Source organism: Lutibacter sp. (assembly GCF_041562875.1).
Classification (GTDB): domain Bacteria; phylum Bacteroidota; class Bacteroidia; order Flavobacteriales; family Flavobacteriaceae; genus Lutibacter.
Window position 1 is genome coordinate 14,989 of record NZ_JBFFOE010000033.1, and the last position, 13,520, is coordinate 28,508.

8 protein-coding genes are annotated in these 13,520 nt (G+C 30.9%); all 8 read left to right on the forward strand.

The annotated features are described in order from the left end of the window. The first annotated feature begins 39 nt into the window (after positions 1-39). Positions 40-3,054, forward strand: a complete 3,015-nt coding sequence (locus ABY863_RS06600) for a GH92 family glycosyl hydrolase (RefSeq protein ID WP_372793469.1) — start codon at positions 40-42, stop codon at positions 3,052-3,054. 174 nt (positions 3,055-3,228) lie between these two features. Further along, on the forward strand, positions 3,229-3,441 hold the full coding sequence (locus tag ABY863_RS06605; protein ID WP_372793470.1) for a glycoside hydrolase family 47 protein: 213 nt from the start codon (positions 3,229-3,231) through the stop codon (positions 3,439-3,441). A gap of 58 nt (positions 3,442-3,499) precedes the next feature. Further along, complete coding sequence (locus tag ABY863_RS06610) at positions 3,500-5,527, forward strand: glycoside hydrolase family 97 protein (protein WP_372793471.1); 2,028 nt, start codon at positions 3,500-3,502, stop codon at positions 5,525-5,527. 5 nt (positions 5,528-5,532) lie between these two features. After that, entirely contained in the window at positions 5,533-6,372 is an 840-nt protein-coding gene (locus tag ABY863_RS06615) for an endonuclease/exonuclease/phosphatase family protein (RefSeq protein ID WP_372793472.1), read from the forward strand. 10 nt (positions 6,373-6,382) lie between these two features. Next, complete coding sequence (locus ABY863_RS06620) at positions 6,383-7,813, forward strand: glycoside hydrolase family 125 protein (RefSeq protein WP_372793473.1); 1,431 nt, start codon at positions 6,383-6,385, stop codon at positions 7,811-7,813. Between the two features lie 10 nt (positions 7,814-7,823). Further along, positions 7,824-8,990 (forward strand): glycoside hydrolase family 18 protein, encoded by a 1,167-nt coding sequence (locus ABY863_RS06625; protein WP_372793474.1) that lies wholly within the window; start codon positions 7,824-7,826, stop codon positions 8,988-8,990. A 375-nt stretch (positions 8,991-9,365) separates the two neighbouring features. Continuing rightward, on the forward strand, positions 9,366-12,470 hold the full coding sequence (locus ABY863_RS06630) for a SusC/RagA family TonB-linked outer membrane protein (protein ID WP_372793475.1): 3,105 nt from the start codon (positions 9,366-9,368) through the stop codon (positions 12,468-12,470). 11 nt (positions 12,471-12,481) lie between these two features. Further along, positions 12,482-13,520: SusD/RagB family nutrient-binding outer membrane lipoprotein (locus ABY863_RS06635; RefSeq protein ID WP_372793476.1), on the forward strand; the 1,039-nt coding region annotated here is incomplete at its 3' end.

Sequence of the window (13,520 nt, forward strand, 5' to 3'; positions counted from 1 at the left end):
AAATTAAAAGTATTGTTGAGTAAAAAATTTAATAAAATAATGAAAAAAATAATTTACACATTAACCTTGTTTCTATTATTAATTTCTTGTTTACAGCAAGGTATAAAACCTCTAACTAAATATGTAGACCCAATGATTGGCACAGATGCCCACGGGCATACATTTCCAGGGGCTACAACTCCTTTTGGCATGGTACAATTAAGCCCTTCAAACGATTTTAAAAACTGGGATTGGTGTGCAGGATACCATTATTCAGATTCAATAATTAAAGGTTTTGCTCACAATCACATTAGTGGAGCAGGCTTGTCTGGTTTAGGAGATATTTTAATTATGCCAACAATGGGTAAGAAAACGACTAAATCGGGTACTGATGAATTAGTTGATTTGAGTTATCGATCTCGCTTTTCTCATAATACTGAAAGTGCAAGAGCTGGTTATTATGCAGTAACTTTAGAGGATTATAATATTAATGTAGAATTAACAGCCACAACAAGGGTTGGTTTTCATAAATATACTTTTAATACAGCAGGCGAAGTAGACATTGTTATTGATCCTACTCATGCTGTTATGGAAAAGGCCTCAGAAACATCAATTGAAATAATATCAGATACTGAAATTAGAGGATTTAAACAAATTGTAATGGGGTTAAACAAAAATAGATACGCTTATTTTAGCGCAAAATTTTCTAAACCTTTTGTAAGTACAACTATAACCAATAATGATATTCCAATTGAAGTTGATAAACTTACAGCTGCAAAAGCTAAAGGTTTTGTAACTTTTAATGTTGAAAAAGGGGAGGCAATTGAAATTTCAGTAACCTTATCTGCCGTAGATTATACTGGAGTTGAAAAAAATTATAAAGCTGAAGCAGAAGGAAAATCCTTTGCAGATGTTTTAAAGGAAACAACAAGTACTTGGGATCAAGTTTTAAATAAAATTGTTATAAATGACTTAAGTTCAGATGCAAAAAAAAGAACTTTTTATACTGCAATTTATCACTCCTTTATATCACCTAATATTATTTCTGATGTTGATGGTCGATATGTTGTTGAAGGGAAAACGTATCCTTCTAACATAGTTCAATACAGTAACTATTCTACCTGGGATACTTATAGAGCTGAACATCCTTTATTGACAATAATTGATCAAGAATCAACTTCTAAAATGGTGAATAGTTTAATCTCTCGTGATACACAGGTAGGTATTGGACAACCTGTTTGGGAACTTGTAGGGTATGATAACGCATGTATGATTGGTTATACTACATCTTCTGTAATTGGTGATGCAGTGTTAAAGGATATACAAGGAATTAATAAAGAAGAAGCGTTTTACTCTATGTACAAATCTGCTTTTGATCTTTCAAAGCATAGCGCCGTTTATGATGTAAGTGGACTTGAAGATTATATAAATTATGGGTATGTAACTGCTGAAACTGGATCTTCTGTTTCAAAAACAACGGAATATAATTATCATGATTTTGTAATAGCTAGAGTCGCTGAAAAACTCGGTAAAACAGCAGAAGCTGAAGAATTTTATGATAGAAGTTTTGGTTACCGTGGATTATTCAATAAAGATAATGGGTATTTATACCCTGTGTTTAGTAATGGAGATATGAGGTCATTAGATTTGACTACTTGGGATAATTTAATAACTAATTATATTTCAGGAAACATTTGGGCTTATTCGGCTTACACTCCTCATGATATGATGGGAATAATTCAATTACATGGCGGAAAAGAAGAATATGCAGCTTGGTTAGATAAAGTGTTTTTAGATACCACGGTATTGGGTGGTGCGCAGCATGTAGATATTTCTGGATTTATAGGTAAATATGGTCATGGTGATGAACCTGGTCATCAAATGCCATATTTGTATAATTATGTAGGGCAACCATGGAAAGGTCAAAAATATATCAATGAAGTTGTTAGTACCATGTATTCAGATAAACCAGATGGAATGATTAATAATGAAGATTTAGGTCAAATGTCTGCTTGGTATATTTTTAGTACACTTGGTTTTTACCCTGTATCACCAGCGGATTTAAGTTATCAATTGGGGGCACCTTACCATGAATCAGCTACGTTAAATTTAGAAAATGGAAATATGTTTATTGTAAATGCGATAAATCTTTCCGATGAAAATTTTTATGTTCAATCTGTAAAATTAAATGGAATAGAATATGATAAATCATATATTAATCATGAGGATATAATGAATGGGGGGATTTTAGAATTTACCATGGGAAATACACCAAATAAAAATTATGGGTCTAAAGATAGTAGTACCTCTATTGGTGAAGTTATAGGAGAAGCTAATATATTATCAAAAGCAACCGCATCACCTTATGATATTAATCCTTCCTATTTCTTTTCGAATAGCCATATAGCGCAACTTAAAAGCAATGATAAAGGAGTTGAAATTCATTATACAACAGATGGATCTATGCCTACACTTAAATCAACAAAATTTGTAAACCCTATAATCATAAAAGAAAACTGTACTTTAAAAGCAATAGCTGTTAAAGAAGGGTTAAATCCTAGTAAAGTATATGAAAAGCCTATTTTTAAAAGTGTTTTTCCTTTGTTAAAAAAAGGATACCCCAAGGTAGTGATGAATAATTGGTCAGAACCAAATTATGGAAAATCTGATGGAAGTATGCTTTTTGATGAAATTACAGGATCTAGTAGTTATGGTGATGCAAAATGGACGGGAATGAAAGAAGTTATTGATGTAGATTTAGATTTAGGAACAAATCAGACAATATCAAATGTTTCTATAGGGGTGTTAAATGATATAGGAACATGGATTTTTCCAGCAGCATCTATTCAGATTTATGGAGCTGTTTCAAAAGAAAACTTAAAACTTATTGGAGAAAAATCTTTTGAAGCTAAAAAAGGATTTGATAAAGAGGTGATTCGTAAAATTTTACAATTAGAAAAAGGAAATTACAGATACCTTAAAGCTGTGATAATACCATTTGGTGTAGCTCCAGAATGGCACGCTGCAGCGGGTAACAAAGTTTGGTTATTTGTTGATGAAATTATTTTTTATTAGATCAACGAAGAAAAATGTATAAGAGATGAGCAAAATACTAATAGTATTTTTAGGGATGTTAATTTTGTTTTCATGCAAACAAAAAAAACTGCATTGAAGAAAATCAAAAAGTAAAAGATATAGAATTAACAAAACTTCAAGAGGAAGTCAAATTAGAAACTTTATACTCTTGGAATGATTTTAAAAAAATATGCTTTGCGGCATGATGTGTTATTACCATTGTCAAAAAAATCTTTTGATTGGTATGAAGAGTCTTTAGGTATTTCGCCTATTGATGCTTACAGTACTTTAAAAGTAATGGGTTTTGAAAGAGAAGCTAAAGAAATTGAAAAATATGCTTCAGCAATGGATTGGGATAAAGACCTTTATGTAAAATTTTTGAGGTAAACATTAGTATTTAGAGTATAATTCAAGGAATAAAATAATTATTAATTAAGTAGTTTTTATGAAATTAAAGTATAGTATAATAGTTAGTGTTTTTTTAATTTTTTTTAGTAGTTGTAAAAATAAAAATTCATTAACTGTTAATTCTCCGAATAATCAAATTAGTGTTATTTTTAATTCTAATAATGAAGTAATAAACTATTCAATAGCATACAAAGATTCTGTACTAATTAAGCCATCAAAATTAGGTTTTCAGTTTAAAGGAATGCAACCTTTAGAAAAGAATCTTGTAATAAGTGATTTTAAATATTCAAACTCGAACACTACCTGGACTCAAGTATGGGGAGAAAATGAAGAAATAATTGATAATTATAATAAATTATTCATTTCACTTCAAGAGAAAGAGGGGCTAAAGCGTAAAATTAATATTGTATTTAAGTTGTATAATGACGGTGTTGGTTTTAGATATGAAATTCCAACCCAAAAAAATATTGACAGTATATATATATCTAATGAATTAACTGAGTTTAATTTTGTAAAGAATCATAGTGCTTGGTTTATTCCTGCAAATTTTGATTCATATGAAACGTTGTACAAAAATGAACTTCTATCTGAAGTTCCTTCAGCAAATACTCCAATAACATTTGAAACAAAAGACGGAAATTTTATTAGTATTCACGAAGCAAACCTGACTAATTATGCAGGAATGACTTTGAATAAAAATTCAGAGGATAACTTATCTTTTGAAGCTAATTTAGTGCCATGGCCAAATGGTGTTAAAGTAAAAACAAAGACTCCGATGCAATCGCCTTGGCGTACGATTCAAATAACGGATAAAGCAGAAAAGTTGGTAGCGTCAAATTTAATTTTGAATCTGAATGAACCAAATAAGATTGAAGATACTTCATGGATAGAACCAATGAAATATATTGGGATTTGGTGGGGAATGCATTTAGGAACACAGACTTGGACTTTAGGAAATAGGCATGGAGCAAACACAGTTGAAACTAAAAAGTATATCAACTTTGCTTCTGAGCATAATATTTCAGGTGTCTTAGTTGAAGGATGGAATACAGGCTGGGAAAATTGGGGAAAAAAAGATGCCTTTGATTTTGTTACACCGTACGAAGATTTTGATTTAGAAGAAATTACTAAATATGCAACTTCAAAAAATATAGAATTTATTGGCCATGTTGAAACTGGAGGGGCAGCACAATCATTTGAAACTAATCTTGATAAGATTTTTTCAATGTATCATAATTTAGGTGTGAAAACGGTAAAAACTGGTTATGCTGGGGGTATTCAAACAATAGGGCAATATCATCATGGACAATTTATGGTAAATCATTATAGAAATGTTGTGAAACAAGCTGCGAAGTATCAAATAATGATTGATGCCCATGAACCGATAAAACCAACTGGAATTAGAAGAGCCTATCCTAATATGATGACTCGTGAAGGTACAAGAGGAATGGAATGGAACGCTTGGAGTTCAGGAAACCCACCTGAACATCATACTATTTTACCTTTTACCAGAGGGCTTGCAGGTCCAATAGATTACACACCTGGAACGTTCGATATTTTGTTTAAAAATGCTAAAAACAGAGTAAAATGGAATGGATTAGATGATGGAACTTCACGTGTAAATACAACTTTAGCTAAACAATTAGCGCTATTTATAGTATTATATAGTCCGCTTCAAATGGCTTCGGATTTAATTGAAAATTATGAAAATCAGCCTGCGTTTAAATTCATTGAAGATTTAGCAACGGATTGGGAAACTTCAAGAGTACTAAATGGAAAAATAGGAGATTATATTACAATTGTAAGAAAAGACAAAAAAAGTGCTAATTGGTTTTTAGGATGTATTACAGACGAAAATGAAAAAAAATTAGAAATTAAATTGACTTTTTTAGATGTTAATAAAAAATATTTAGCTGAAATGTATGCTGACGGACAAACGGCAGATTGGAAAATAAATCCACAAGAAATTAAGATAAGTTCAATAGAAGTAGATTCCAAAACAATTCTAAATTTAAAATTAGCTCCAGGTGGAGGTCAGGCAATAAAGTTCACACCTTTAAATTAATAAAAATGAAAAAAATCAGTATATTATTCCTTACGGTAATTATAATTTCTTGTTCTTCAGAAAATGAAGTTTTTAATATAATGACTTATAATATATGTTATGACAATCCAAATGATGGTGAAAATCAATGGGCCAATAGAAAAGAATTTCTAGTTGATCAAATAACATATAATGAAGTTGATATTTTCGGAATTCAAGAAGGATTACATCATCAAGTAGTGTATTTGACTGAAAATTTTAAAGATTATAGTTATGTTGGAGTAGGAAGAGATGATGGTAAAGAAAAAGGTGAATACAGTGCTATTTTTTACAATTCAAAAAAGTTTAAAGTAATAGATAGCAACACATTTTGGTTGTCAGAAACGCCAAATAAAATTTCTATTGGTTGGGATGCTTCAATGGAACGTATTTGTACCTATGCTGAATTTGAAAGTGTTAATTCAAAGCAACATTTTTTGGTATTTAACACGCATTTTGATCATATTGGAGATGTTGCTAGATTAGAAAGTTCAAAATTGATTTATAGTAAAATAAAAAAAATTAACTCTAAAAATTTACCAATTTTTGTAATGGGTGATTTTAATTTATTACCATCAAGTGAACCTATTCAATACTTGTCTAAAAAATTAAATGATTCCAAAGAAGTTAGTTTATTAAAACCGTTTGGACCAATAGGCACATTTAATGGTTTCAAATTTCACGAACCTGTTAGAGACAGAATCGATTATATTTTTACGAACAATGAAAAAGTTCGAGTGAATAAATATGCAATTATTAGTGATTCAAAGGATTGTAAATATCCGTCAGATCACTTACCAGTTGTAATTGAAGTACAATTTAAATAAATCTCTCAAAATGAAAAGAAGAAATTTTTTAGTTCAAAGTTCATTGTTTACTGCTGGAGCTTTAGCAATGCCTCAAAATATTGTTGCAGCATCACAAGATAAATTTATAAGTAAACGCCCTTCTTTAGCAGATAGAAAATTTGTAAGTGAGGAGGTTGAAAATGTGATAAAAAAAGTAAAGTTGGTTATTAGAGATGAAGAGATTGCTTGGCTTTTTGAAAATTGTTTTCCAAATACATTAGATACTACAATTGATTATGAAATTATTGATGGGAATCCTGATACGTTTGTAATTACGGGTGACATTGATGCAATGTGGTTAAGAGATTCTACTGCTCAAGTTTGGCCTTATATGTCATTAATTTCAAAAGATGAAAAACTAAAAAATCTTGTAAAAGGATTGATTAACAGACAAGTGAAATGTGTGTTACTTGATTCCTATGCAAATGCATTTTATAAGGATAAAACGAAAATTTCTCACTGGAAAAGTGATCAAACTCAAATGCTACCAGGTATTCATGAGCGTAAATGGGAAATAGATTCGCTATGCTATGTTGTTCGATTGGCAAATGAATATTATCAAATTACGAAGGATGATTCTATTTTTGATGAAGACTGGGATAATGCAATGCGTTTAATTGTAAAAACCTTTAAAACTGAGCAGCGAAAAAATAATGAATCAGATTATTATTTTAGTAGAAGCACTACTTCGGTAATTGATTCTCCTCCTTTTGGTGGAACTGGAAGACCTGTCAAGGCAAACGGATTAATATGCTCAATGTTTAGACCATCTGATGATTCTACAATGTACCCTTATTTAATTCCTTCAAATATTTTTGCTTTATTATCATTAAATCAATTATCAATAATTTATAGAAATGTATTAGATGAAAATGAGTTTGCAACGATTTGTGAAGAAATGTCAGAAGAGGTTGATGTTGCTGTTAAAAAATATGCAATTTCGGAACACTTAAATTATGGTGAAATTTATGCTTATGAAGTTGATGGGTTTGGTAATAAATTATTTATGGATGATGCCAATGTGCCTTCATTAATGTCATTGGCTTATTTGGGGGCTCATAAATTAACTGATGACATTTATAAAAATACTAGAAAATTTTTGCTAAGTGAAAATAACCCATATTTTTTAAAAGGAGAATTTGCTGAAGGTCAGGGAAGTCCTCATACTGGTAAAAATAAAATTTGGCCAATGGGAATTATTTTAAGAGCAATGACGAGTACGGATAATGAAGAAATAATAAAATGCCTAAAAATGTTGAAAGGAACTCATGCAGGAACAGGTTTTATGCATGAAGGCTTCAATAAAGACAATCCAAAAGAGTATGGTAGAGATTGGTTTGCTTGGGCAAATACATTATTTGGTGAACTAATTTTGAAAATTTATAAGGAAAATAGAAGCTTGCTAGCTTTGAAATTTTAAATCATAAATTATGTCTAAACAAATTTTAATAATTCTCCTAAGTCTAATCTTAATTACTTCTTGTGAGAATCAGAATAAGGCTCAACAAATAGTGAATAAAAATAATGTTATTAACAATAGAAAAAGAGTTGTTGCTTATGTTAACAGTTGGCAAAACAATTGGGGTGATAATTATGAAAAAGCAAAGCAGATTACTCATATTAATTATGCTTTTGCTAATATAAAAGATGGAAAAGTTGTAGAAGGAAATGAAAATGATGAAAAAGTCTTAAAAAAATTAAATAATCTTAAGGAAGTTAATAGAAATCTGAAGATCTTAATTTCAGTTGGAGGTTGGAGTTGGTCTAAAAATTTTTCTGATGCAGTTTTAACTGAAGAATCTAGAGAAATTTTTGCAAATAGTGCTATCGCCTTTATAATGAAACATAAAATTAATGGAATTGATTTGGATTGGGAATATCCAGGTCAATTAGGAGATAATAATAAATATAGAGCAGAAGATAAAGAGAATTTTACAGCTGTTTTGAAATTATTAAGAGATAAATTAGATGTATTATCAAACGAATCTAATAAATATCTATTGACTATTGCCACGGGTGCTGATCCAAATTATCTGGAACATACTAATATGAAAGAAGCTCATCAATACCTTGATTTTATAAATATAATGACTTATGATTTTTATACTGGCGGATCAAGCAAAACAGGACATCATTCAAATTTATTTCAATCAGATTTTAATATGAATTCAAGGGTGAATGTAGACTATGCAGTTAAAGTGCATTTTAGAGCAGGAATTCCCATTGAAAAAATAGTATTAGGCGTTCCATTTTATGGTAGATGGTGGAATAAAACAATCCCAAAAAATAATGGTTTATACCAAAACTCAAAAGGTGAAAAAGGTAGTATAGATTATAAATCTATAGCTGATAGTATTAAAAATAAATCATTTGTTTCATTTTGGGATGATAAAGCTAAAGCACCTTATATTTGGAGAGAAAAAGATTCGTTGTTTTTGACATATGAAAACCCTAAATCTTTGAAAATTAAAGTAGATTTTATAAAAAATAAGAAAATGGGAGGTGTAATGTTTTGGCAATTTAATGGAGATAATGGAGAGCTTTTAAATACCATTTCAACTAACTTAAATAAAAAAGAATATATTAAACTAAATTAATTTTTAAAATATTTTCAATTATCTGTAGATAAGTTATTTCAAATATAAACCCATAAAAGCATGTCTCCTTTTATGGATTTATACGATTATGCTTGAAGGATTTGATAAAGATAATTCAAAGTAGTATGAAAGAGATTGGTTTGCTGGGGTATATTGATTGTTAAATTTCAAAACGAAAATAAAGACTTTCAATTATTGAAATATTGATTTAGATTGATATTCTTTTTAAAAATGTATAAATTAAATAAATTCTAAATTCCGAAAATAGTTAAAATACTTCCTATAACGTTATAAATATGTTATTGGTCGAAATTATTGAATCACAACTTTTGTTTAATATACATTTAACTTAATATTAACTCAAATAAATAATTAATGATTAAAAAAGTAATGAAACTGTTTTTTTTGATTTGTGTATTAGGATTTTCCAGTATGCAAGCTCAAACAGTAACTGGAACAATTACTGATGCCGCAGATGGGTCTCCATTGCCAGGTGTTAATGTAATAATTAAAGGCACAGATAATGGAGCCTCATCAAATTTTGATGGAAAATTTAGTATTGACGTGAAATCGGACAATACTGTTTTGTTATTTTCGTATATGGGTTATACAACTCAGGAAATTTCTGTAAATGGAAGAAGATCAATTAATGTGATGTTAGTTCAAAATGCTGAATCTCTTGATGAAGTTGTGGTAACAGCTTTGGGTATTAAAAAAGCAACTAAAGCATTAGGTTATTCATTAACCGAAGTAAAAGGAGATGAACTCTCTACAATTAAGGAAACAAATGCAATTAATGCATTGCAAGGTAAAGTTGCCGGGGTAAATATTACTGGAAATTCTACAGGAACAGCTGGTTCAAGTAGGGTAATTATTCGTGGTAGTACTTCATTAACAGGAGATAACCAACCTTTATATATTATTGATGGTATACCTATTGGTAATGATAACAATGGTTCTGCAGGAATGTGGGGAGGTAATGATGGAGGAGATGGTATTTCTAGTGTTAACCCAGATGATGTTGCATCTGTAAGTGTTTTAAAAGGTGGAGCTGCAGCGGCTTTATATGGATCTAGAGCGTCTAACGGAGTAATAATTATTACTACAAAAACAGGAAAAGGACAAAAAGGATTGGGTCTTGAGTTTAGCTCTTCAGTAACTGTAGATCAGGTTAATACCAATCTTCAAGATTTCCAAAAAGAATACGGACAAGGAACACTTGGTGTTGCCCCATCAAATGAAGCTAGTGCATTTGATAATCCGAACTCATCTTGGGGGGCAAAACTTGATGGTTCAAGTGTTGTTAACTGGGATGGTGTTTCTAGACCTTATTCTTACGCGGGAAATAACGTTGATAAATTTTATAGAACAGGAACAACATTTATTAATACTGTAGCAATTTCAGGCGGGGGTGAAACTTCAAATTTTAGATTTTCAGCTTCTGATTTATCAAATGAAGATATTGTTCCGAATTCAGAAATAAACAGAAAGTCTTTCTCATTAAATATGGGATCTGTTTTAGCTGATAAATTAACATTTAATACAAATGTTAAATACATAAGAGAGCAAGCATATAATAGACCTCGATTATCTGATTCTCCAGGAAATGCAAATTATTCTGTTGCAGTATTGCCAGCTAACGTAGATGTAACTACAATGCAACCTGGTTCAAATGCTGATGGCTCAGAACTTGCAACTTCAACGAATATATATGCTACAAATCCATATTTCGCAGCATATAATTTCAGAAATGAAGATCAAAAAAATAGAATCATAGCATCTGCATCTGTAAGATATGATATTTTAGACTGGTTGTACATAACAGGTAGAGCTGGGATTGATGATTATACAAGAAAATCAACAGCTGTTGAGCCTTGGGGAACTGCTTATAAAACTGAAGGAGGTATGAACGAAGAAGAACGTAGATACACCCAAGTTGATTCTGATATCATGATAGGTATAGATAAAGCTATAAATGATAAATTCTCTACTAATTCATTTATTGGAGGTTCTAACAATACTCAAATAAGAGAAAACTTGAAGCTGAATGGAGATAAATTTATTGTGCCAGGTTTAGAAAATGTAAAAAACACAAAAGATCAAAGTACAGAATATGGATATAGTAAACAAAAAATGAACTCTGTATATGGTTCTGTTGAAGTTTCATATGATAAAATTGTTTATTTAACTTTTACTGCTAGAAATGACTGGTTTTCAACATTATCTGCACCAGGAAAAACAACACCTAATAATGACCTTTACACATCATTAAATACGAGTGTTATTTTGTCAGAGGCATTCACAATGCCAGAATGGGTAAGTTTCGCAAAATTTAGAGGTGGATATTCAGAATTGGCTGGAGGTGCTCCAGATCCATACTCATTAGGATTAACATATGGTATATTTGGACAAGGGCATCAAGGTCAGCCTCTTGGTGGAATTTCTAATGGAAGTATTCCAAATGAAAATCTAATTCCTTATAACGTAGATGAGCTTGAATTTGGTTTAGATACTAGATTATTTAGTAATAGATTATCTTTAGACTTAGCTTATTACGATAAAACAACAACGAATGATATTGTAAATGTAAGTGCTTCAGAAACTTCTGGTTACGGTAGTTCAATTGCAAACTTAGGTGAAATTTCAAATAAAGGTTTAGAAGTGTTAATTTCAGGATCTCCTATTAAAAATGAGAACTTTACTTGGACTACTACTTTTAATTTCTCTCATAACAAAAGTGAGGTTGTTGGAACTAATGATACTAATGGTGATATAGGATTAGGAGAAGCTCGTAGTCAAAATGTTGATATTAGACATATTGTTGGACAAGCTTATGGTGTTATTTATGGTACTTCTTATGCGAGAGATGATAGTGGTACTATTATTTATGAAATTGATTCAGATGGTGTTCCAAGAGCTAAAGATGGAGGTAGAAAACAACTTGGTGAAGGTGTACCTCCTTATTCTATGGGGTTAAACAACTCATTTACATATAAAAACTTTAATATGTCTTTTTTAATTGACGCTAAATTTGGTGGTCAAATATTCTCTGGTACAAATGCAGGTGCTGTAGGAAGAGGTCAACATAAAGTTACTTTAGAAGGTCGTGAAAACGGTTTATCTGTTAGTGGTATTGATGATGCTACAGGTCTTCCATTTACAACAACAGTTCAGCCAAAAGATCTTTCCACTTATTGGGGTAGAATTTCTGGGATAGCTGAAGAATTCGTTGAAGATGCAGACTATGTTAAATTTAGACAATTTAGTATTGGCTATTCATTTCCAAATGAAATTCTTGAGAAAACCTTTTTAACAGCTGCAAACATCTCTTTTATAGGTAAAAACTTATTTTACATAAAAAGAAGTGTAGATAATATCGATCCAGAATCTGCTTATTCATCTGGGAATGCACAAGGGTTAGAGTATTACGGATTACCTTCTACAAGAAGTTATGGAGTAAGTTTAAACGTTAAATTTTAGAAGTTAGAATTATGAAAAAAACAATTTATACACTATTATTAATATTACTTGTTTTTGCTTCTTGCGATAATGGTTTTGAGGAATTAAATATTGATCCTACCAAATCTTCTCAAATAGATGCAAAAAGTAAATTTACAGCTACTCTGTTGAGAACCTCAGGTGAACGATATGAAGCTTGGAGAGCAAATTTAATTTATCAATCTACCATGATGCAGCATTTTGCAACAACTGCTGGTTACTGGTCTGGAGATAAATATACATGGAATAAAGGATATGCTTCTTCTTTATGGGATCGCTATTATACAGGTCCAGTTAAAGGTATTGAAGATATTTTGGTTCAATTAATAGAGGAAGGACAGCCAGAAGAAATGATTGCAATTGCAAGAATTCAAAGAGTTGTAATTTATCAAAGATTAACAGATGTTTATGGAGATATTCCTTATAGTGAAGCTGGGAAAGGATATTTGGAAGGTATTTTAACACCGAAGTATGACAAGCAGAGTGAAATATACGCTGACCTTTTAAAAGAGTTAGAAGAATCTGCAGCTGCTTTAAGCTCAGGAGAATCGAAATGGGGAGATTCTGATTTAGTTTTCCAAGGAGATCAGGGTAAATGGAAGAGATATGCAAACTCTATGATGTTGCGTTTAGGATTACGTTTAATAAAAGTTGATGCTGCTGCAGCTCAAAGCTGGGCAACAAAAGCTATTTCAGGTGGAGTAATGACTTCAAATGATGATATTGCCTATATTCAACACACACCAGGACCTGAAGGAATTAATAAAAATGGAAATGGAGAAGTTTTTAGTGCTGATGGAAATCCAAGAATGAGTAAAACATTTATTGATTTTTTAAACGGAGATCCTAGATTACCAATTTTAGCAGCACGTAGAAGTGATGGAAGTACTGTGCCTGCTGATTTAAAAGGACTACCTAATGGTTTAGATTCAGATTTATTATTAACTGCCACAGGAGAAGGAGATACAAATGCTTATGCTGAGCCTAATAGAAGTATAATTACTGGTGAAGATGCTCCTATGTTTTTTCAAA